This window comes from Micromonospora narathiwatensis, assembly GCF_900089605.1.
Lineage (GTDB): Bacteria > Actinomycetota > Actinomycetes > Mycobacteriales > Micromonosporaceae > Micromonospora > Micromonospora narathiwatensis.
This window is the reverse complement of sequence record NZ_LT594324.1, coordinates 2,393,882-2,414,216: the sequence shown is the minus strand read 5'-3', so window position 1 is coordinate 2,414,216 and position 20,335 is coordinate 2,393,882. Positions and strand designations below refer to the sequence as shown.

Here is a 20,335-nt window from a genome sequence, read left to right as displayed (position 1 = left end):
CTCGTCACTCCTCAGCTCTGCGGCACGTCGATGTCGGTGTCGGTCAAGGCGGAGGGGCCGTCGGCGGTGTTGCCGTCGCGCAGTGCACGGATCGCGGCGAGGTTCGCCGCGGCGTCGACGGTGCACGGGTGGCGCCGGCCGAGATAGTGCACGCAGGTCTGGTGCGTCTCCTCCTGGATCCGGGCGGCGTCGTCGAGGTCGCCGCGGGCGGCCAGGTGGCCGGCCTGGGCGGTGGCCGCCGTCAGTGCCCACGGGTGGGCGTCGCCGAGCCTGGTACGCAGCGCGCGCAGACCCCGTTCACCGTCGAGGACGGCCTGGTCGTACTCGCCGGCGCCGCGTTGGAACAGACCCAGGTTGACCGAGCAGGCCGCGCTGAACGGGTGGCCGGGCTCCAGCTGCCGCTCGTAGCCGCGCAGGCAGCGGATGGCGTGCTGGACGGCGATGGCGGCGTCGCCGGTGCGGTAGTAGTCCACCGCCAGGCTGAGCAGGCTGGAGCGGGTGAGCGGGTGGTCCTCGCCGAGGTGGTCGCGGTAGCCACGGAAGGTCTCGGTGCTGCGCTTCTTGGCGGCGATGGTGAGGCCGAGGCGGCGCTCGGTGACCGCGAGGCTGCGGTTGACGCGCAGCTCGTCGAGGTGGCCGGCGGCCTGGAGTTCGTGGACGCGCTCCAGCGCCGCACGCAGGGTGGCCAGCGACTGGTCGTACTCGCCGACCTCCCGTTCGAAGGTGCCCACCTGGCACGACGCCCGCCAGGTCCGCGGATCCTCCGGGCCGAACAACGTCATCCGCCGGTCCCGTTCCTGGCGGGCGAGCCGCAGCGCCTCCCGGGCGTCCCCGGTGAGCAGGAAGGAGATCGCGAGGTTGTTGACCGCCATCCGGGTGTTGGGGTGGTCGTCGCCGACCACCGCCTGGAAGCCGGCGAAGGTGGCCTGGTCCTCGACCAGGGCGTCCTCGAAGCGGCCGAGCCCGCGCAGGTCACCGCCCCGGCCGCGACCGGCGATCAGGGTACGGAAGTGCCGCAGCCCGTGCTGGCGGCGCTGCTCGCTGAGCACCTCCTCGTCGAGGCGCAGGGCGTCCTGGTAGTGGCCCAGCGCCCGGTGCAGGTTGGCGGCCTGGACGAACAGCCGCATGGTGAGCTGGTCGACGCCACCGGCGGTCCGCCACCGCTCACACGCCGGCTCGGCCAGCTGCAACGCGGACTGCCACGCGTCGCTGTCGTTGAGCAGGTAGAGGTAGCGCAGCTGCTTGACGACCCAGTGCCGCACCTGCGGGTCGTCCGCCTCCAGCGCGCCGGAGGGCACGAGGTGTCGTTGCAGCTCGTCGAAGACGTCGGCGTAGCGGGGGTCGTCGGCCTCCGGGTCCGTCGGCGCGTACCCGGCCAGGCCGTGCAGGACCTGGCGGTGCCGCTCGCGCCGGTGCGGCTCGCTGATCCCCTCGCGCAGCAGGACCTGGATGGCCCGGTGCATCCGCAGCGCCGCGCCGCGCCCCCAGTCGACGTCGTACAACCCGAAGCGCGCCCCGACGGTCAGCACGAGATCGATCTCGCCGGCGGTGAGCAGCAACTCCTGCGGGTCGACGCCGGCCGCGGCGGCGAGCTGGGTCAGCATCGACGCCGACCGCAGCAGCGGCAGCCCGATGCCCTCGGGTGAGAGGAACGCGCTGAGTTCGGCCAGGTGGATCGCCAGGGGCCCGAAGTCGGTGTGCTGGAGGGTGGCCAGCGTGATGTCCAGGACGCGGGCGACGGTGGAGGTGTGCGATCCGGGGATCCGCTCGGCCGGGTCCACGTCGGGGCGCAGGCGCAGCCGGGCCAGCAGTTCGGCGACACAGCGGCTCACCGCCTCGAGGCTGGGTACGCCGTCGCGTTCCAGCGCTCGCGCGCTCTGGCGGATCCACGCGGTGGCCAGCCGTAGGGCCAGCGGCAGGTGTTCCAGGGCGACGGCGATGGACCGGGCGTCGTGGGTGCTGATCCCGAGCACCCGCCGCAGCATGGCGACGCTCTCGTCCCCGGTGAACGCCGCGACCTCCAGCGGCGCGGGCAGGTTGGAGGACCCGTCGTCCCGGGAGGTGATCAGCACGTGCCCGGCGCCGGCGCGGGGCATCAGGTCGGTGGAGAGCACGGTCCCGTCGTCGGCGTTGTCGTAGACCAGCAGCCACCGGGCGACGGCGCCGCGGGGCGTCGACAGCGCCGCGAGCGCCGACTCGGCGGCCCCGGCGCCGTCCACCGCGTTGATCTCGTCGGCCAGCTCGCCGAGGCTCGTCTGCACGGTCTCCCGGTCCTGCGCCGGAATCCACCAGACCAGGTCGTAGTCGTAGGCGAACCGGTGGGCGAACTCGCGGGCGAGTTCGCTCTTGCCGACGCCGGCGCCGCCGGTGAGGGTCACCGGGCCGCTGCTGTCGGTCAGCCGGTCGCGCAGCCGTTCCAGGTATTCGCCCCGGCCGACGAAGGATTCATTGCGCGGCGGCAGGTTGGTCCGCAGCCGGCGATCCGTCTCGCCCGGGTAGCGCGAGACCGCCCGCAGGTCCCCGCCGGGCTGGGCCGGGGCGATCAGACCGAGCCGGCTCAGCAGCAGCGACTGCGCCCGGGCCGGGTCCGCGGTCCGCAGGTCGACGAGCCGGCTCGGGTCGACCCGCGCCGCCGGGTCCCGGCCGCCGGTCAGCACGCCGAGCACCTCGGCGTCGTCGCCGTCGGCGCCCGTGGGCGGGGCGGAGAGCCGGGCGCCGACCGCGCGGAGCACGCTCGGGGACAGCACGGCCAGGACGGTGGTGTCCGCCTCGACCACCACCGGGGCGCCGGGCCGCACGGCGCGGCGCCGCACGCGCACGTCGGCCCGCCGCAGATGTCCGCCGATCCAGTCGGCCCACGGCCGGTCCACAGGGTCGTAGAGCACGACGATGTCGTCGATGCTCTCCGCCCGCTCCAGCAGCACGCCCCGCCGGTAGCGGCGGCGGATCCGCTCCGGCACCACCGCCGCGCCGACCACCGCGCCCCCGCTGATCCAGGACGTCATCCGCTCGTACGCCGCCAGCAGGCTGGTCGCGTCGCCGGGCTGGTCGGCCAGCGCGGCCAGCACGTCGTCGTACGTGTCGTAGGACTGCTGGGGCACCTCGACGATCTCCACGACTGGGGCCGCGTCGCGGGCGGATCCGTCGAGCAGCCGGGCGAAGGCCCGGCGGGCCGAGTCGCGGTCCTCGCCGTACCAGGGCTGGCTGACGTCGCGCAGCGTCGGCGCGGCGAGCACCCGGATGCCGCCGGTGGCCTGCCGCTGGAGCTGACCGGTCAGCTCGGCGGCCTGCTGCATCGCCTGCCGGCGGGGCGGCATGCAGACCACCGCGACGTCGCTGAGCACCGCGGTGTGGGTGATGCCCGTCAGGGTGAGGTCCACCGGCGTGTCGATCAGGACGTAGTCGTACGGCGCGTGTTGCAGCAGCTGCCGGATCCGCGCCGGGTCGCCCTCGGGCCGCTCCTCGGCGTCGGCGCCGACCCCGACCATGTCGAACCCGAAGCTCGAACCCGGCACCGCGTACCGGTAGAGGGTGCCCTGCTCGGGCGCGGGCGGGGCGATCACCGCGGCGGCCCGGTGCGACGGACCGTCCGGATGCGGGCAGATCAGGGTGGCGAGCTCCCCGCCGAGCACGCCGGCCGCCGGGACGGCGTCCACCTGGAAGGAGCGGAGGTAGTCGTAGACCCGGGGCGTACGGGCGCACCAGTCGACGGTGAGGACCCGCTTGCCGTTCCCGGCGAGGATCCAGGCGACGTTGGCGACGGCACTGCTGCGCCCGGTGCCGTTGGTCGGTGACACGAAGGACACGATCGTGCAGGTGCCGGGCGTCTCGTCGGCGCCGGGCCGGGCGGCCCGGCCGGGCGCGGGACGGTGGTGCGGCACGCCGGCCAGGGTGGACGGGCCGCCCATCGGGTCAGTCCTCGCCATCGAGGGCGCTCTCGAAGCCCGCGTACTGGTCGCCGGGGGCGGCGCTGCGGCGTTCCAGCCGGCGCAGCGCCGCCACGAGAACCGTGCTCGGCAACGCGTCGAGCGCGGCGGGATCCAGGTCGGTGAGGTCGATCAGATCGGAGCGCAACACATCCTCCCCGGTGTCCATCCCCCGATCACCGCCTGTCTGCGTCCCACACCACGGTCGCCCCTGCCACGAAGCCGGACATCGACCGGTGGCCAGATCCGCTGCGTGTGCTCATGATAACGGTGGGCCGCCTCCCTGGTGGCCTGCGGTGACGGGCGTGCCGTCGGCCGTCCCGTCGGTCCGGACAGGACCGCGCGTGGCTGGCGCATCTCCTGAGGACGCCCAGCTGAGCGGTGCACGTCAATGTATGCTGGACGTTTCGAACGGCGGCCGGACCGGCCACCGACATGATGGCGGAGCGGCTGATGCCCGGATCCGAGGACGGCCACCGGCCGGCCGGTGGCACGGCGGCCCGCCCCGCGCCCGCCGTCGCGTTCCGACAGTTCGTGGTCAAGCTGCACAGCCGGTGCGACCTGGCCTGCGACCACTGCTACGTCTACACCATGGCCGACCAGCGCTGGCGCTCGCGGCCCCGGTCCATGCCCGAACGGGTGCTCGATCAGACGGCGCACCGGATCGGCGAGCACGCCCGGGCGCACCGGCTCGACCGGGTGGACGTCATCCTGCACGGCGGGGAGCCGCTGCTGGCCGGGACCGCGCGGATCGAACGGGCCGTGACGGAAATCCGACAGGCCGCCGCGCCGGTGCCGGTACGGGTGACGGCGCAGACCAACGGCACCCGGCTGGACGAGCCGTTCCTGCGGCTGTTCGACCGCCTCGAGATCGGGGTCAGCGTCAGCCTGGACGGTGACCGGGCCGCCCACGACCGGCACCGACGCGGCCCCGACGGACGGGGCAGCCACGACCGGGTCACGGCCGGGCTACGCCGGCTGACCACCGGATATCCGCGACTGTTCAACGGTCTGTTGTGCACGGTCGACCTGCGCAACGATCCGGTCACCACCTACCGGGCCCTGCTGGCGCACCGACCGCCCACAGTCGACTTCCTGCTGCCGCACGGCACCTGGAGCACTCCCCCGCCCGGCCGACCGCCCGACCCCCGGCAGACTCCGTACGCGGCGTGGCTGATCGCGGTCTTCGACGAGTGGTACCACACGCCCGGGCCGCCCGTCCGGGTCCGCCTCTTCGACGAGATCATCCAGGTGTTGCTCGGCGGCACGTCCCGGCTGGCCGGGGTGGGCACCAGCCCGGTCGCGGTGGCCGTGGTGCAGACCGACGGCGCCATCGAGCTGGACGACACGCTCGGCGCGGCCCACGCCGACGCGGCGCGCACCGGGCTGCACGTTGCCCGCGACCCGTTCGACGCCGCGCTCGACCTGCCGGCCGTACGGGCGCAGCAGGCCGGCCGGGACGCGCTCTGCGCGACCTGTCGCGCCTGCGAGCTGGGCCGGGTGTGCGGCGGCGGGCTGCGCACCCACCGGTACCGCGCCGGCAACGGCTTCGACAATCCGTCGGTCTACTGCGCCGACCTGTACGCCCTGATCGACCACGTCCGGCACACCGTACGCCGGGACGTGGCGGCGCTGCGGGCGGCGTCGCGGTGAACCCGCCCGTACACCTGCTGCCGGGGTCGGTCCTCGACGAGCTCGCCGCCGGCCGGGGCGGGCCCGACGCCGTCGCACGGTTGGCGTCGGCGCAGCGCAGCAAGACCCTGCTGCTGGTACGGACGCTGGTGCTGCTGGCGCGGGAGACGGGCCATCCGGACCGGGCGGCGGTCGAGGCGGCGTACCAGGTCCTGGCGAGCCTGCGCCCCGACGAGCGGGCGGCGGCGCTCGGGCATCCGCCGGTCGCCGCGTGGGCGTTCGGCACCGCGTCGCTGCTGCGCCGGGGCGACCGGTCGGCGTACCCCGGGCTGCTGGCGGCCGTGGCGGTGGCCGCGGCCGTCCGGTCCGGCGTCGACGCGGACCTCGACGTCCCGCTCGCCGCCGGCACGCCCGGCCGGCTGGACCTGCCCGGCCTGGGCACGGTGGCGGTCCCGGCGCACGCGGCCCGCGCCCGGATCCGGTGCGCCGCCGGGCGGGCGGAGGTGCGCTGTGCCGGCGAGCGGATCGAGATCGGCGCCGGTCCGTCGGCCGACCACCGGTGGCTGCCCGTGCCCCGGCTGCGGCTCACGCACCACGGACTGCCGCTGTCCCTGCTGCTGGACACCCGGGCGTGGCGGCACGTCCCCAGCGGGGCGGGCCACCGGGCCGGCGGCGTCACCGACCCGCGGCGCTGGCGGGACCGCCTCGACGGGGCGTGGCGAGTCCTGGTCGACGGGCACCGGCCGGTCGCCGAGGAGATCTCGCCGGCGCTGCGGGCGTTGCTGCCGGTCGCCCCTCCCCCGGCCGGCACCCGCAGCGGCACCTTCCACCACGCCTTCGGGTCGGTGGCCATGTCGCTGCCGCCGGACTCCCGGTCGGCGGCCGTCACGCTCGCCCACGAGATCCAGCACCTCAAGCTGGCCGCGTTGGCGGACATGTTCGCGCTGGTGGAGCCCGGACCGCCGGAGTTCTTCTACGCGCCGTGGCGCCCCGATCCCCGCCCCCTCGACGGCCTGCTGCACGGCGCGTACGCGCATCTGGGCGTGGCGGGGTTCTGGCGCCGGGAGCGCCGGGCGGCGGGTGACCGCGCGGAGCGGCACCGCGCCGAGGTCGAATTCGCGCGATGGACCAGGGCGACGGGTGACACCGTACGGGTGCTGGGCGGGCAGCGGCGGCTGACGCCGGTGGGCCGGCGGCTGGTCGACGGCATGGCCGACGTGCTCGGCGGCTGGGCCCGGGAGCCGGTCCCGCCGGAGGCGGCGGCAGAGGCCGGCCGGCTGCTAGACGCGCACCGGAGGCGATGGGCGCGGACACCGGCACGCACCGGGTGACACCGCTTCTGGCCGATCTCCCTTACGCTGGGTCCATGGGGGAGGGTAACGACCGGACCACCCGTCGTGAGTGTTTCGTCATCGCACCGATCGGTCCCGAGGGTTCGGAGATCCGCAAACGCAGTGACCAGATCCTCAAGCACGTCATCCGGCCGGTGGTGGAGGAGCGGGGTTTCGTCGCCGTGCGCGGCGACGAGATCGAGCGCGCGGGCCTGATCACCTCGCAGGTGCTGGACCGCATCATCCAGAACGACCTGGTCATCGCCGACCTGACCGACCAGAACGCCAACGTCTTCTACGAGTTGGCGGTCCGGCACGCGCTGCGCAAACCCTTCGTGCAGTTGATGGCGAAGGACCAGCAGCTCCCCTTCGACGTGCAGGGGATGCGGACGATCCTGGTCGACCACACCGACCTCGACAGCGTGCACACCGCCAAGGAGCAGCTCGGTCGGGCCATCGACGCGATCGGCCGAGACGCCGACATCGTCACCCCGATGTCGGTCGCCCTCACCCTGCAGGAGCTGCGCGGATCGTCCAGCCCGCACGAGGCCGGCCTGTCACAGATCATCGAGACGCTGCCGCAGATGATGGAGATCCTCCAGGACGTGCAGCGCCACCTGGGGACCGGCGCCCCCGACGCCGGCTCGGACGACGACGACCACCGGAAGCTGCGGACACTGGTGGAGTCGCTGGCCGCCCGGGGCGGCGTGACGGAGGACGAACTCACCGGCCTGCTCGGCGGGGCCAGCAGCAAGTTCCAGCGGTGGGTGGAGCACCTCATCCAACGGGTGGGACGGTCCAACAACCACCGGGCTGCCTGACGGTCGGCACGTCTGAGGCCGTGGTCGCGCCCGACGGCGACCGTCGGCCCGCGGCCGCCCGGCCCTGCCGGCACCCGGCGGGGCATCTCTCTGCCTGATTTGGCCCATATGTTAGCAGGAAGATCAATTCACTGTGGAAAGTCAGTAAATCTCCCCGCATTCAGCTTCGACTGAATCTCCAGCGGGGGGTGACACATTGCCATTCGTCGTTGGATAATTCCGCAGTCATGCGCCGTGGCACCGTCGCTTTCGTCGCTGTCCCGACGCTTATCGAAGGAGTCGATTCCGTGAAGCGGGACCACTCAGCCGTGCTGCCGGGAAACGGCACCACGGACTACGCGCGCTACATGCGCACGGAAACGCTGCTCGACCTGCAACGACGTCCGGAGGAACGGATCCACCGCGACGAACTCCTCTTTCAGGTGGTGCACCAGTCCGCCGAACTGTGGCTGAAGCTGGCGCACGCCGAGCTGGTCGAGGCGGTGGCCCGGGTCGACGCCGGCGACCCGGACGCGGCCGAGCCGCTGCTGACCCGGGCGACCCTCGCGGTGCGGCTGATCACCGACGAACTCGACATGTTCCGGCACCTGTCGCCGGCCGCGTTCCAGGAGATGCAGCCGGCGCTGGGCAACGGCTCCGGGGCCGAATCGCCCGGCTGGCGGCAGGTCCAGGCCGCGAGCCGCCAGCTCGGCCGGGCCTTCGGCGAACACCTCGCCGCCCGGGGGATCAGCCCGGAGGGATTACGGCGAACGCCCCCGAGCGACCCGGTCCACCGGCTGGCCGAGGCGATGCTCGACTGGGACGAGCAGGTGTCGCTGTGGCGGGTCCGGCACTTGCAGGTTGCCCTGCGGATCGGGGGCCACGCCCCCGCCGGCACCCCGGGCAGCCCGGCCACCATGCTCGCCAAGCTCACCGCGCACCGGTTCTTCCCCGAACTGTGGCAGGCCCGGGTGAACCCCACCGGAGAGTCGGGCAGTGACAATTATCACCCCTCCCGCCCCTGACACTCGGACCCGCCCCGGAATTGCCAAGCCCCCTCCCCCGCAATTTACCGGAAGGAAATGTCGAGGTGCGTTCGTGCGCGAGCTGACGAGTTGGCTGTCCGGCACGTCAGACCCCGATCGTTTCCCGTACGCCGCCGTGCTGGAAAGGTTCCACCGGGTCGGTAAACACTTTGTCGAAAAGGAACTGCTCGCCCTGCTCGACGAGGTCCGGGCGCGGGTGACCCCAACCGGGGCCGACACCACGGCGACCGGCCTCGGTGCCGGCACCCGCCTCCTGGCCGACTTCCTCGACGTCGCGCTCGACAAGTGGGACGGTCGCTACGACTACCGGACCTACCTGGGACTCCGCCTGCTCGGGCGGCCCGACGGGCCGGACGCCGGGCTGCCGGGCCAGGGCTCCGGGCCGCGCGGGGAGGACCGGCGACCGCCTGGGGAGGACTTCCAACCACCCGGGGAGGGCGACGGAGCCGGCTGGGACGTCGACCCGGCCGGCGTGCGGCAGGGACGCGACCGGCTCCTCGTCGGCCTGGTCGCCGACGCGCTGGCCTTCGAGTTGGCCGCGGCGTCCGGGGCCACCGACCTGCTGCCCGAGCAGCGTCCGACGCCGGAACTGGTGGTCAAACGCTGCCGGCTCGGGGTACGGGCCGTCTCCTCCACAGTGGCCCGCCTCGGGCTGGCCGAGCCGCCCGCCGACCGGGAGCCGCCGGCCGCGGCAGCCGCGCTGCACGCCGGCATCACCGCCGACCAGGACAGCGTACGGGAGCTCGTTCTGCGGCTGAGCATGCTGCCGGTCTACGTGTCGCACGACGAGTACCTGTTCATCCGGGTGCTCCAGGCGTACGAGTGTCTCTTCGCGGGCCTCGTCGACGAGCTGCGCGCCACGATCGCCGCGCTGTCCGCCGGCCACGCGCGACCGGCGGCCGACCGACTGGCGTACGCCAGCGGCCAGCTCACCACCGCGAGCCCGCTCTTCTCGCTGCTGGCCACCATGCAACCGGAGTCGTTCCGGACCTTCCGGCAGTACACCGAAGGGGCCAGTGCCATCCAGTCCCGTTCCTACAAGCTCATGGAGTCGCTGTGCCGTACCCCGGAGGGGGTGCGACTGGACTCGGCCGCGTACCGGTCGGTGCCGGAGGTCCGCGACCGGGTACGGGCCGGGCAGCCGTCCGTGGACGACGCCTTCCGGGCGGCGGTACGCGACGGCCGGCTCGACGGCCCGGACCGCGACCTGGTGCAGCGGCGGATGCGGGCGTTCGCCGAGGCCGTGCTCCAGTGGCGGCGTACGCACCACCGGCTGGCGACCCGGATGCTCGGCCCCCGCCCCGGCACCGGCTACACCGAGGGCACCCCCTACCTCGCCGCGACCCGCGCCATCCCGGTCTTCACCGCCGTACCCGACGGTCCCCGCCCGTCCCCGACCGACCCGACTGGAGGCTCCCCCGAGTGAGCGGACCCGACCTGGCCCCCGACCGCCACCGGCCCGAATGCCTGGACGCCACCGCGCACGCGGCCCTACGCGCCGAGTTTCCGCTGCTGGCCGACTGCGTCTATCTGAACAACAACTCCACCGGCACGGTACCCAGGGGCGTCGAACAGGTGCTCGGCGGCTACTGGGAGACGCTGCGCACCTGGCGCGACGACGTCTGGCAGGGCTGGCACGTCGGCCTCGACCGGTACGCCGACTCGGTGGCCGCCCTCCTCGGCGCGCCCCCGGGCAGCGTGATCACCGACGCGAACCTCAGCACGCTGCTCGCCCGGATCGCGTCCTGCTTCGACTACCGTCCGCCGCGCGACCGGATCGTCACCACCGACCTCGAATATCCGACCGTGCCGTTCATCTGGAACGCGTTCCGCCGCTACGGCGCCCGCCTCGACGTCGTCGGCACCGGCGGGCCGCGGTTCGACGAGGACGCCCTGGCGGCACGCATCGACGAGCGGACGCTGCTGGTGTGCGTGTCACACGCCAGCTTCACCTCCGGCGCCACCATCGACCTGCCTCGGCTGGTCGACCGCGCCCACGAGGTCGGCGCCCTGGTGGTCGTGGACGCCTTCCAGACCGTCGGGGTGGTTCCGCTGGACGTGACCGCGCTCGGCGTCGACGTCGTCCTCGGCGGCGCGCACAAGTGGCTCTGCGGCGTCGGCACCGCCTTCCTGTACGTACGGCCGGACCTGGTGGCGGAGCTGGAGCCGGCGGCGACCGGCTGGCAGGCCGGAGACCGGGCGCTGACCTTCCTGCCGTCCACCGGCTGGGCGCCCGGCGCGCAACGGTTCGCCGGCGGGACGCCGTACCCGCTCACCTCGCTGGTCTCCCAGGTCGGCCTGGACCTGCTGGCGGGGGTGGGCGTCGACGCCATCCGACGGCACTCGCTGGCCCTGACCCAGCGCGTCCTGGACCGCGCCGCGGCGGCCGACATCGACGTGGTCAGCCCCACCGAACCGCACCGGCGCGGCGGCGTGGTGTGCCTCGACGTCGCCGACGGCGAGGCGGTCAAGCGGCGGCTGGCCGAGCGGAACATGATCTGCAGTTGGCGGGGCTACCTGCGGGTCGGTCCGCACGTCTACAACACCCTCGACGAGGTCGACGCGTTCATGGACGCGCTGGAGAAGGAGCTGGGCCGATGACCGTCACCCTGTCGCCGCGGGCACTGATGAGCCTGCTCGCCAACGGCCCCAAGGCCATGGACGTGCTGGAGACCGCGCTCACCATGGGGTTGCTCGACGCGTTGGAGCCCGGGCCGGCCCGCCTCGACGCGCTGGCCGCCCGGTTCGGGGTACGGCCGCTGCGGCTGTACAAGTTCCTCGACTGCCTGGAGAGCCTCGGCTTCCTCACCCGCAGCGAATCCGGCGACGACATCGCCACCGTCAGCTACCGGGCGGTGCCCGGGCTGCGCGAAGCGGTCGTGGCGGTGGTCGGCCCGAACGCGCAGGAACGGGACCGGGACCGCTACCCGTGGCGGCGGCTGCACGGCCGGCTGGCCGAGAGCCTGCGCGGCGAGGTCAGCATGAGCGACGACGACTTCGCGTGGCCGCCGCAGACCGACGAGCAGACCGCCGACTTCGAACGCAGCATGGCCGTCGGGCTCGGCCCGGTGATCGAGACGACCCGGCGGCACGCCGACCGGCTGTGGTCGGACCGGCGGCGCCTGCTGGACGTGGGCGGCGGCGACGGCACGCTCGCCGCGCACCTGCTCGACAGCGCCCCCGGGCTGCGGGCCGACGTCTACAACCTGCCGGCGGTGGAACCGCTGGTGCGGGCCACCCGGGTCGACCGGGGACACCCGGACCGGTTGGGCTTCGTCGGCGGCGACTTCCTCGCCGAGCCGCTCCCGGCGGGGTACGACGCCATGTCGTTCGTCCGGGTGCTGCACGACTGGCCCAACGAGGTGGCCCGCCGCCTGGTCGAGAAGGCGTACGCGGCGTTGGAACCGGGTGGGCTGCTGGTGATCGGCGAGGAGTTCCGCACCCCGGACCGCCTGGCGATGCAGTTCTTCTGGAGCTACTTCCTGATCGGCGTCGACAGCTGCGTGAGCCGGCTGCGGGAGGTCGAGTTCTACACCGGGCTGCTCAAGGAGGTCGGCTTCGAGCGGGTGGCGGTGCTGTCCGGCGCCTGGGAGCTGGTCACCGCGTACAAGCCGGAGACAGCGCGTTGACCTGCCCGCCGGCGGCGGGGTCCACCGCCGCCGGCGGCCGAACGTCAGCGCAGGTGGTCGGGTACGTCGATGCCGGGGGCCAGCGACGGGTCAGGCTCCAGCTCGCCCCAGACCGTCCGCAGTGGGCGGACACCGGCCCAGACCGGCAGCCCCGCGTCGGGTCCGTCGCCGTCGTCGGGCGGACCGGTGCGGATCTTCACCGACGCCTCGGCCACGTCGAGGGCGAGCAACGCCGTGGCCGCCAGTTCCCTGCGGTTGGGCTGGCGGGCGTAGTCCCACTGCCCGGCCGCGATGTGCTCGGTGAGCTGGCGCAGGCCGGCCAGCTTCTCCTCGGGGTCGGTGATCAGCCTTGGCGTCCCGTAGATCATCGCGCTGCGGTAGTTGACGCCGTGCTCGAACACGGACCGGGCCAGCACCAGTCCGTCGACGTGGGTGACGGTCAGACACACGGTGGCCGTGGGTGACTGGACGAGGCTTCGGCTGGCCACCGAACCGTGGAAGAACACCACATCGCCGCCGGGCGCCACGCCGTAGACGGTGGGCACCACCATCGGGCAGCCGTCGATCACGACCCCGAGATGACAGACGAAGCCGGCGGTGAGGATCGCGTCGAGGTCAGCCCGGTTCAGGCTGCCCTGCTCCCGCAGTCGACGGTGCCGGGTGCGTTCCGTCTCCCTGAAGGTCACCGGGACACGGTACCGATTTCGTTCTTGAATTACCACGCCGCTATCGAACTCGGCGTTCACATGACCCGCCTGCAACGGATACCACGCCGATCCGACGATCGGTCAACGGCGGAGGCGGCGGGCGCAGGGGCCGTCGTGGTCGGCGCGGAGCAGGCACCGCCGGCCGCCGGGCATCAGCAGGTCGCAGAAGACCCGATGGCGTACGTTCTGGTCGTCCTCGGCGGAGACGGTGGTCTCCCCCGCGTCGGCGTGCGGCAGCACCAGCAGCCAACGGCCGACCACCCGGGTCAGACGCTGCGCGGCGGGCAGGTCGGCGGCGACGACCGGCAGGTGGACGACGTACCGCCGGCTCACCGCTCGCCCAGGGTAAGGAGTCAGTCAGCGTCTACATCGACTACGCCACACGCAATGGTGGCCAGCCGACGCCGCTGTTCGGCCACGGCCCCGACGTCGGCTACTTTCGGTACGGCGCGGTCTGATACGGCGACGAGATCTGGAACGGCGGCGACAAGTTTCGCCTCCGAGTGGTCCAGACCGGCGGCAACACCGCCACGGTGAAGGCAGTCAGCGTTCGCGGCGGCCTCGATACGGCATCCGTACGGCTGAACTGACCGCTCTTAGCTGTTCCCGCTCCGCCCGGCGGGGCGGGGCGGGGACAGCTTCCTGCCGCGTCGGGAATCACCGTGGTGTTGGCGGGCAACGCCGAGGAGCTAGCCTGCCCGACGCGCGGGTGTGCGTCGCGGGCGCGCGCCTGGTCAGGCGCAACCTTTCGCCAGTGGCGCACTGCTCCTGCCTCAACTGTGCTGGCTACGAGCCGGGGCGCCGCCCGCCACCGACACCCACCGGTTCGATCACCTGCCAGAACTCCTTCGAAAGCTGGGCCGCCGCGTTCTCGAATTCGTCACGGGTAACCGCCTCCCGTAGCGTGGTGAGCACCGCGGGGACAGCGGCACCGGCGAGCGCACGGTCGACGTTCGGGCGGTCCCCCACCCGCCGCACGAACTCGTCAAGCCCAAACGACGTGGCACGTTCCCGTCCAAGCGGTCTGCGCAGGTGACCGGCCAGTTCGTCCGGAAGCTGGTAGGCAAGGTCCTCAGCCTGGCCGGCGGTGATCCGATCTGCCAATATCTCCAGCGTCGCGCCGGTGAGTGTCGCCGCCTGATCGGTCGACACCTTCGCCCGCGTGGCCACCGCGTTGATGAAGTCCTGGTATTCCACCTGATGCTCCTCTCCGGCCGGATCGCCGTCGAACAGGCCGTTACGAGCCCCTGACCTTAGGGCGCCGCGGTTGGGTTCAGTTGCGCCATGTCTGCACGTACGGCAACTCCCGGCCGGAGGCTCGCGTCCGCTGTTTGCTCGACGTCGCCCGGCAGCGTCACGACGTGCTCGAACGGGCCTACCCGGCCAGAAGAGCGGTCATGCAAACCTCGCCTCAACCGGCCGCCGAGCGAACGGCACCTCGACAGCACTGGGGGTGACGCTGCCTCATCCTCATCGGGCGAATTACAACGCTCGCTACCGCGACATCGTCGATATTCCGGCGGACCGGGACGGTCGCGCTGTTGGCGAAGCTCCGCCAGCGCGGCTACGAGGTGACCCGCGACGACGAAATCGGCAAGATGTTCGACGCAGAGGATCTCGCCAGCCGCCTGAGCCAGCGGCGGACCCGCTGCGAGTTGCCGGACAGGCATCGCCGGGTAGGTCAGCGGCGCAGACGGCGGGTACAGGGGCCGTCGTGGTCGGCGCGGAGCAGGCAACGCCGGCCGCCGGGCATCCGCAGGTCGCAGAAAACCCGGTAGCGCACGTTCTGGTCGTCCTCCGCGGAGACCGTGGCCTCCCCCGGGTCGGCCTGCGGCAGCACGAGTAGCCAGCGGCCGATGACCCGGGCCAGGCGCTGCGCGGCCGGCAGGTCGGCGGCGACAACCGGCAGGTGGACGACGTACCGCTGGCTCACCGCGCGTCTTCCCGGGCGTCGCGGGCGCGGGCGTGCTCGGACTGCCAGCGGCGCAACGCGTCCTTGATCGCGGCGGTCTCCCGGCGGCTGCCGGCCAGGGCGGCGTGGACGGCGGCCAGGTCGCGGGCGACCCGGTCGAGGAAGGCGTACACGTCGTCGGGGTCCAGGCCACGGCGTCCGAGTCCGACGGGCTTGAACCGGCGCTCACGCACCTGCCACGGCAGCAGACCGGTGTACGCGGTGGAGCGGTAAGTCGTGCCACCGCTCCCGGGCGTCGGTCGCTGGTTGCGGACGTTCATGCGGTCGCCTGCCTCTCGCGGTGGGGGTTGGATGGGGTGGGTCGCCCGCCCTCCCCGCACGGCCGACCCACCCCGGCCCTGCCGCCGCAGCTCCGTTCAGCGGTACGACGACACGGCTCTCTGTGGTCAGCTTGTGACACTGGGACGCAGCAACGCAACGTTCCACAGCGGATTTCTCGCCAGATGCATTGACTTTCTTTACTGAAACGTGTAGCAGTTACAGGGCGACGTCACGCAGCGTTGCAGGACGGAACCGGGGAGTGTTCGAATGGCTGAGGACATCGGATCGACCGTGCCGCGCCGGCAGCTCGGCCGGCTGCTGCGCCAGTACCGCACCGAGGCCGGCGTGACGCTCGACGCCGCCGCCGAGGCACTCGAATACAGCCGGCAGAAGATCTGGCGGATCGAGTGCGGCCTGGGTGCGGTCCGAGTGCTCGACGTCAAGGCGATGTGCGAGCTGTACGGCGTCTCGGCCGAGATGACCGACGCGATGAGGGGCCTGGCCGCCGAGACGAAGTCGAAGGGCTGGTGGCACGCGTACGGGGACGCGGTGCCGAGCTGGTTCGAGCTGTACGTCGGCCTCGAATCCGCCGCCGCCCGCCTCCGCCGCTACGACGAGTCCCTGATCCCCGGCCTGCTTCAGACCCGGCAGTACGCGCTGGGGTTGTACCACCCAGGCAGCCGGCTCAGCAGCGAGGAACGGGAGCGCGCCGTTGAGGTGCGCATGCAGCGACAGAGTCTGTTGACGCGGCGCCTACCGAAGCCGCCACGGCTGGAGGTCGCCCTATCCGAAGCTGTGCTCCGTCGGCCGGTTGGCGGTTCCTCCGTCATGACCGGTCAGCTCAGCCACCTGCTCGAAGCCTCCGAGCTGGCGAACGTGTCGGTGCGCGTGGTGCCGCTTGCCGCGGGGCCGCACCCCGGGGCGGTAGCCGGATCCTTCGTCATCCTCGACTTTCCCGCCACGAAGGGGGGACGAACAGCACCCGAACCATCCGTCGTCTACAGCGAATCGCTGACCGGGGCGCTCTACCTCGACAAGCCCGACGAACTCGCGGCCTACCAGAACACCTGGAATGGTGTAGAGGCCCTCACGTTAGGTGAGGCAGAATCGAAGGACATGATCAAGCGGATCATCGGGGAGATGCGGCATGACTGACCTGACCGGCGCCGCCTGGCGCAAGAGCACACGCAGCGGCGACAACGGCGGCGACTGCGTCGAGGTCGCCACCAACCTCCCCGACGTCGTCGCCGTACGGGACTCCAAGGACCCATCCGGACCGAGCCTGCGGTTCACCCAGCCCGGATGGGCCGCCTTCCTCTCCACCGTCAAGGCCCAGCCCCACCGCTGAGGCAAGCGGTCAGGGCACCGCCGGGTCCAGATGCTCGGCTCGGGCGCGTTCCGCCGCCTCCTGCGCGATGAGGTCGTTGTCCACCAGGAAGTCGATCGCACGCCGCAGCGCCCGGGCGTCGTGAAAGCCCTGCCAGGCCGATACCAGGCGCGGATACTCCTCGTACAACTCGCCGCGGAAGCGCCGGAACGCGCCCTTGCCCTCGATCGCTCGCCGCAGCCTGCGGCCGGCGCCCTCGTCGCTGAGCAGATCCGCGAAGTCGGCCATGTCCCGGTACCAGACCCGGGGCGGTGCCGGATCGATGAGCACGAGGTCGAGTTCGTCGAGGTCCACCGGCGTCTTGCCGTCGATGCCGCCATCGGCCGTCCAGAGCAGCACCTCGCCGGTTGCCGGGTCGATCAACCACCGGTGGTCGTACGCGCTCTGGTCCTCCAGCGCGGCCGCTATCTCCTCAAGATCGAAGTCGTCTGGATCGCGCATCCGTCCCGCCCTCGCCAGTCGTGGACGCTCCCGAGCCACCGAGGATACGCCGTAACGATCCGCGGCCCTTCCGACGATCAGCTCACATGGAGGTGGCGTGGGTCGAGGACCGGTTGCGCTCACGCCAGCGGGCGACGGTCCGCTTGTACGGCTCCGGCATGTGCAGCCCCGGCACGTCGTCGTACGCGAACACCCCGAGCTCCTTGTGCTCGGCGGAGTACGCGAGCTCCTCATCCCCCAGGTACACGGCTCCGTAGCTGACGATGAAGACGTGCCGGACCGGGGTGATCTCATAGACCCAGCTGTCAATGATGTCGACCCCGGTGACGCTCAGTCCGAGTTCCTCTGCGACTTCCCGGCACACCCCCTCCTCGGGTGTTTCGCCCACCTCGAGCTTGCCGCCCGGCAGCTCCCACTCGTCGCGTTCGTTCCTGAGCAACGGAACCCGACCGTGATAGTCGACAACCAACTTGACGGAGATCGGCAGTTGATACTCGAAATACCCTGGGTTGCGCTCGACCAGGTACGGGGGTCGGTCGGTCATCTGGGTCCTTCCATCAGGGCGCGGAGTCAGTTGCGGGTGAGCAGCACGGCGGCGACATCGTCGGCCCGCTTGAACCGGCGACCGCCACCTGCCGCCCCGTCCTCGGCTTGCCGGATCAGCGCTTCCAGGTACGGCAGCCCGCGCTCGATGGCATCGGTGATCACGTCTGCCCACTCTTGGTAAAGCCCATAGTCGGTGACCAGCCGGGCGAAGCCGTCGGTGCAGAGCAGGATGGTGTCGGTGGCCACCCAGGTGCCGGCGACACTGTGTGGACGCAACTGACGCCGAGGATGGCCGGAAAAGACGGATTCGGTGTCGCCAGAGGTCATGGTGTGAAGCCGCCGCTCGTGCATCGCGGCGATCACCCGCTGCGGGTCGGCCTCGCCCATCTCGACTGCCGCCGCCTCTCGGCGATCGAAGTATCCGGTGGCCAGGACGGCAGGTTCGCGACCTGCGACGACGGCTGTAGCGTCACCAACCCGGCTGATGTCATACCGAAGGCCCTGGTCGACGCAGAGTGCAATCGAGCAGGCGGGCGGGACCCGACCGGTGGGGAACCCCAAGGCCCGCTGTTGCCTGGCGACATCGTCGGCGACGATGTCGAGCAGCGTCGCGGCTGCCCCGCGGTATCCGTCCGCGCCGGCGGACGTCAGATGCTGGTCGACAGTGTCCACAAGCCACTGCACATCGCTGTCTGCGGGAAGCGCGCCATCCTGGTAGAGGTCGGTGGCACCGTCGATCACCCAGGCCAGGGTGCCCCGGTGGCCGGCGCGGTCCTCATTCGCCCTCGCGCCGCCCGCTGTGGTGATCAGTGCTCGTACCTTCACCGCTGGCTCGTCTTTCATGACATCCACGCGGCCGGCACCAGAATCCCCGCTCCGATCAGCGCGCAGCCGAGTACGACCGCGGCAATCACTCGGCGAATGCCGCTGTTGTTGACCAGGGAGAAGGTACCGAATACGACGCCAACCGCGCCGGATGCCACAAGCATCAGCCGAACACCGTCTATTCCTTCGCTCTGACTCGCGATGTTACCCGCGGTGGCGATGAATGCAACGACCGCCGCCAGCAGGCCGAGCAGTTGGAGCTGCTGGGCCTTGAACTCGGTCAACTCGGTCCGGAACCGATCATGAGCCTGAGCCCACCGGGCCCGCTCCTGCATCAGGTCGATTCGGATTCGGGTGGTTTGGTACTGGGTCAGTCGGCGCAGGTAGTCGCGGGACGTGCGCGGTTCCAACTCGATCGCCTGTGCGACGGCTGATCTGGCCGCCTCGAACTCCCCACGCAGCGCGAGCAGACGGCCCTTCGTCTCGAAATAGTGGGCAATCCTGCCCTGCGACAGGGTGATCGCTCGGTCGATATGCCGCTCCACCTCGTCGAGGTCGCGTGCACTTCCCGGCTGCTCCAGGCGTTCCAGGAACTCCACCCAGAAGGCAGCCAATTGGTGCACCACTGCGGCAACGTCCGGCATCGAGGCAACCGCCTGCCGGGAGTACTCCACGGCGCTGCGCAGCGAGGCGAGGTCGCCCCGGGTGCGGGCCACGATCGCCCGGAAGGTGTCGAAGTACGGCTCCGCCCCGAATTCGCCCTCGTAGTGGCGGACGACTGCGCTGTATTCGGCATGGCGTTCCTCGCGCCGCAGGCGCAGCAGAAGCGCGTACAGCGCCGCGAACCGCAGCCGCGCCCGGGCGGTCCGGTCATCGAGAATTTGACGCAGCGTCGGCTCGGGATCGGGGTGTGCCTCGAGGACGTCTCGGATCACCAGCGGGAAGGCGCTGTCGGCGGGCACCGGTGCCTTGGCCAAGGCCGCCGCAAGCCGGACGCGTTCCGAGCTGAGCGCCGAAGTCGGTCTGGGTCTAGGAATCCGCAAGTCGGAACCCCCGGTTCAGCCAGGCGTACGGGTGACCGCCCTCAACCTCGGCGAGCAGCCGTACCAGGCGACGACTACCACTGAATGCCGTCCGCCCGTGCAGGACCCGGTGGTTGTGGACGAGATAGCCGTCGCCGTCGGCCAGACGAAACCTGTTCCTCGTCGCGGCGATCAGGCGACGGAGCGCCGCCAGGACGTCCTCCCGCCCGCTGAGGCTGTGCGGGCTGCCGATTTGGTCGTCGCGATAGCGAAGACGGGCGAGGCGGCCACGCAGTTCGATGAGGGGTGGTCCGTTGCCGCCGCTTCGTGGCCTCAGTCTCAGCCCGGCGATCACCCCGTCGTCGAAGTCACGGCGAAGGAGGGCCAGCACGCGAGCCCCATCGACCAGTACGGACTCTCCGCCGGTGAGTGCCGGCACAACCATCACCGTGGCCAGCACACTGGGAGGCCGGGCGACCAGGCTCCGGTCTGTGTGCGGAGACAGGCCAGCAGCGGAGAATCCGGCTTCGTTCTCCCCATCGACGGACCGGTGTCGTGGCACGATGACCGTCAGTCCGTCGGTTGACTGATGTGGGTGGCTGACCGGTTCGGTCCAGTGATCGAGCAATTCTCTGACCCCGCCGATGCTGCCTTGCCGGATGAATACCAGCCCATCGCGAGCGAGTGCGGAGGGCACACGGTCGGCATCGATCTCGGCTGCACACCCCTGCCGCCAACAGTCGCATGATCCGCCTGGCAATGGTCGAGGGGAGGCGTTCCACGATCCATCGACCATAGCCGTTCGGGTGA

General features: G+C 71.7%; 21 protein-coding genes. 9 read left to right on the top strand and 12 right to left on the bottom strand.

Translation table 11 applies throughout. The features are described from left to right. Nucleotides 1-11: 11 nt before the first annotated feature. Both fxsT and fxsA read right to left on the bottom strand, forming a co-directional pair. Nucleotides 12-3,926 carry an FxSxx-COOH system tetratricopeptide repeat protein gene (gene fxsT / locus GA0070621_RS10480; protein WP_157739934.1) on the bottom strand — a complete coding sequence of 1,305 codons (3,915 nt, stop codon included), beginning with the start codon at nt 3,924-3,926 and terminating at the stop codon, nt 12-14. Beyond that, nucleotides 3,913-4,095, bottom strand: a complete 183-nt coding sequence (gene fxsA, locus GA0070621_RS10475; RefSeq protein ID WP_091194013.1) for an FxSxx-COOH cyclophane-containing RiPP peptide — start codon at nt 4,093-4,095, stop codon at nt 3,913-3,915. Before fxsA ends, fxsT begins: the two co-directional genes overlap by 14 nt. A gap of 284 nt (nt 4,096-4,379) precedes the next feature. On the opposite strand from fxsA, the gene GA0070621_RS10470 reads away from it, so the two are divergent. The 7 genes from GA0070621_RS10470 to GA0070621_RS10440 all read left to right on the top strand — a co-directional run bounded on the left by GA0070621_RS10470 (nt 4,380) and on the right by GA0070621_RS10440 (nt 12,364). Continuing rightward, nucleotides 4,380-5,579 carry an FxsB family cyclophane-forming radical SAM/SPASM peptide maturase gene (locus tag GA0070621_RS10470; protein WP_091202247.1) on the top strand — a complete coding sequence of 400 codons (1,200 nt, stop codon included), beginning with the start codon at nt 4,380-4,382 and terminating at the stop codon, nt 5,577-5,579. After that, nucleotides 5,576-6,889: an HEXXH motif domain-containing protein gene (locus tag GA0070621_RS10465; protein ID WP_157739933.1), complete on the top strand. Its 1,314-nt coding sequence runs from the start codon at nt 5,576-5,578 to the stop codon at nt 6,887-6,889. The genes GA0070621_RS10470 and GA0070621_RS10465 overlap by 4 nt, the downstream gene beginning before the upstream one ends. A 35-nt stretch (nt 6,890-6,924) precedes the next feature. Next, complete coding sequence (locus GA0070621_RS10460) at nt 6,925-7,710, top strand: hypothetical protein (protein WP_091194007.1); 786 nt, start codon at nt 6,925-6,927, stop codon at nt 7,708-7,710. 287 nt (nt 7,711-7,997) lie between these two features. Continuing rightward, nucleotides 7,998-8,714, top strand: coding sequence for a tryptophan 2,3-dioxygenase family protein (locus tag GA0070621_RS10455; RefSeq protein ID WP_091194003.1), 717 nt, complete (start codon nt 7,998-8,000; stop codon nt 8,712-8,714). Nucleotides 8,715-8,787: 73 nt separating this feature from the next. Next, nucleotides 8,788-10,161: a tryptophan 2,3-dioxygenase family protein gene (locus tag GA0070621_RS10450; protein WP_091194001.1), complete on the top strand. Its 1,374-nt coding sequence runs from the start codon at nt 8,788-8,790 to the stop codon at nt 10,159-10,161. Then, nucleotides 10,158-11,336, top strand: a complete 1,179-nt coding sequence (locus GA0070621_RS10445) for an aminotransferase class V-fold PLP-dependent enzyme (protein WP_231920999.1) — start codon at nt 10,158-10,160, stop codon at nt 11,334-11,336. The genes GA0070621_RS10450 and GA0070621_RS10445 overlap by 4 nt, the downstream gene beginning before the upstream one ends. After that, entirely contained in the window at nt 11,333-12,364 is a 1,032-nt protein-coding gene (locus GA0070621_RS10440; RefSeq protein ID WP_091193998.1) for a methyltransferase, read from the top strand. Before GA0070621_RS10445 ends, GA0070621_RS10440 begins: the two co-directional genes overlap by 4 nt. 44 nt (nt 12,365-12,408) lie before the next feature. Here GA0070621_RS10440 and GA0070621_RS10435 read toward each other — a convergent pair whose 3' ends face one another. The 5 genes from GA0070621_RS10435 to GA0070621_RS10415 all read right to left on the bottom strand — a co-directional run bounded on the left by GA0070621_RS10435 (nt 12,409) and on the right by GA0070621_RS10415 (nt 15,303). Then, nucleotides 12,409-13,050, bottom strand: a complete 642-nt coding sequence (locus tag GA0070621_RS10435; RefSeq protein ID WP_091193995.1) for a pyridoxamine 5'-phosphate oxidase family protein — start codon at nt 13,048-13,050, stop codon at nt 12,409-12,411. 102 nt (nt 13,051-13,152) lie between these two features. Further along, entirely contained in the window at nt 13,153-13,404 is a 252-nt protein-coding gene (locus GA0070621_RS10430; protein WP_091193992.1) for a hypothetical protein, read from the bottom strand. A gap of 453 nt (nt 13,405-13,857) precedes the next feature. Further along, entirely contained in the window at nt 13,858-14,268 is a 411-nt protein-coding gene (locus tag GA0070621_RS10425; RefSeq protein ID WP_157739932.1) for a DUF2267 domain-containing protein, read from the bottom strand. A 484-nt stretch (nt 14,269-14,752) separates the two neighbouring features. Beyond that, nucleotides 14,753-15,004, bottom strand: a complete 252-nt coding sequence (locus GA0070621_RS10420) for a hypothetical protein (protein ID WP_091193986.1) — start codon at nt 15,002-15,004, stop codon at nt 14,753-14,755. Continuing rightward, complete coding sequence (locus GA0070621_RS10415) at nt 15,001-15,303, bottom strand: DivIVA domain-containing protein (RefSeq protein ID WP_091193984.1); 303 nt, start codon at nt 15,301-15,303, stop codon at nt 15,001-15,003. Before GA0070621_RS10415 ends, GA0070621_RS10420 begins: the two co-directional genes overlap by 4 nt. A 268-nt stretch (nt 15,304-15,571) precedes the next feature. On the opposite strand from GA0070621_RS10415, the gene GA0070621_RS10410 reads away from it, so the two are divergent. Next, nucleotides 15,572-16,459, top strand: a complete 888-nt coding sequence (locus GA0070621_RS10410) for a helix-turn-helix domain-containing protein (RefSeq protein ID WP_091193981.1) — start codon at nt 15,572-15,574, stop codon at nt 16,457-16,459. Continuing rightward, nucleotides 16,452-16,652, top strand: a complete 201-nt coding sequence (locus GA0070621_RS10405; RefSeq protein ID WP_091193977.1) for a DUF397 domain-containing protein — start codon at nt 16,452-16,454, stop codon at nt 16,650-16,652. The genes GA0070621_RS10410 and GA0070621_RS10405 overlap by 8 nt, the downstream gene beginning before the upstream one ends. Before the next feature lie 9 nt (nt 16,653-16,661). Here GA0070621_RS10405 and GA0070621_RS10400 read toward each other — a convergent pair whose 3' ends face one another. The 5 genes from GA0070621_RS10400 to GA0070621_RS10380 all read right to left on the bottom strand — a co-directional run bounded on the left by GA0070621_RS10400 (nt 16,662) and on the right by GA0070621_RS10380 (nt 20,321). Then, the gene (locus tag GA0070621_RS10400; protein ID WP_091193974.1) at nt 16,662-17,132 is read right to left on the bottom strand and encodes a UPF0158 family protein; all 471 of its coding nucleotides are present in this window, start codon (nt 17,130-17,132) and stop codon (nt 16,662-16,664) included. A gap of 82 nt (nt 17,133-17,214) precedes the next feature. Continuing rightward, on the bottom strand, nt 17,215-17,676 hold the full coding sequence (locus GA0070621_RS10395; protein WP_091193971.1) for an NUDIX hydrolase: 462 nt from the start codon (nt 17,674-17,676) through the stop codon (nt 17,215-17,217). Between the two features lie 26 nt (nt 17,677-17,702). Next, complete coding sequence (locus GA0070621_RS10390) at nt 17,703-18,521, bottom strand: protein phosphatase 2C domain-containing protein (protein ID WP_091193968.1); 819 nt, start codon at nt 18,519-18,521, stop codon at nt 17,703-17,705. After that, entirely contained in the window at nt 18,518-19,465 is a 948-nt protein-coding gene (locus GA0070621_RS10385) for a tetratricopeptide repeat protein (RefSeq protein ID WP_091193965.1), read from the bottom strand. Before GA0070621_RS10385 ends, GA0070621_RS10390 begins: the two co-directional genes overlap by 4 nt. 67 nt (nt 19,466-19,532) lie before the next feature. Next, nucleotides 19,533-20,321: a TauD/TfdA family dioxygenase gene (locus GA0070621_RS10380; RefSeq protein WP_091193962.1), complete on the bottom strand. Its 789-nt coding sequence runs from the start codon at nt 20,319-20,321 to the stop codon at nt 19,533-19,535. Between the last annotated feature and the right edge of the window lie 14 nt (nt 20,322-20,335).

What these genes read in the sequence shown, in the direction of transcription:
- GA0070621_RS10415 (WP_091193984.1), bottom strand. Translation starts at nt 15,303, where the DNA reads ATGAACGTCCGCAACCAGCGACCGACGCCCGGGAGCGGTGGCACGACT.
- GA0070621_RS10380 (WP_091193962.1), bottom strand. Translation starts at nt 20,321, where the DNA reads ATGGTCGATGGATCGTGGAACGCCTCCCCTCGACCATTGCCAGGCGGA.
- GA0070621_RS10440 (WP_091193998.1), top strand. Translation starts at nt 11,333, where the DNA reads ATGACCGTCACCCTGTCGCCGCGGGCACTGATGAGCCTGCTCGCCAAC.
- GA0070621_RS10460 (WP_091194007.1), top strand. Translation starts at nt 6,925, where the DNA reads ATGGGGGAGGGTAACGACCGGACCACCCGTCGTGAGTGTTTCGTCATC.
- fxsT (WP_157739934.1), bottom strand. Translation starts at nt 3,926, where the DNA reads ATGGCGAGGACTGACCCGATGGGCGGCCCGTCCACCCTGGCCGGCGTG.
- GA0070621_RS10395 (WP_091193971.1), bottom strand. Translation starts at nt 17,676, where the DNA reads ATGACCGACCGACCCCCGTACCTGGTCGAGCGCAACCCAGGGTATTTC.
- GA0070621_RS10400 (WP_091193974.1), bottom strand. Translation starts at nt 17,132, where the DNA reads ATGCGCGATCCAGACGACTTCGATCTTGAGGAGATAGCGGCCGCGCTG.
- GA0070621_RS10410 (WP_091193981.1), top strand. Translation starts at nt 15,572, where the DNA reads ATGGCTGAGGACATCGGATCGACCGTGCCGCGCCGGCAGCTCGGCCGG.
- fxsA (WP_091194013.1), bottom strand. Translation starts at nt 4,095, where the DNA reads ATGGACACCGGGGAGGATGTGTTGCGCTCCGATCTGATCGACCTCACC.
- GA0070621_RS10470 (WP_091202247.1), top strand. Translation starts at nt 4,380, where the DNA reads ATGCCCGGATCCGAGGACGGCCACCGGCCGGCCGGTGGCACGGCGGCC.
- GA0070621_RS10405 (WP_091193977.1), top strand. Translation starts at nt 16,452, where the DNA reads ATGACTGACCTGACCGGCGCCGCCTGGCGCAAGAGCACACGCAGCGGC.
- GA0070621_RS10390 (WP_091193968.1), bottom strand. Translation starts at nt 18,521, where the DNA reads ATGAAAGACGAGCCAGCGGTGAAGGTACGAGCACTGATCACCACAGCG.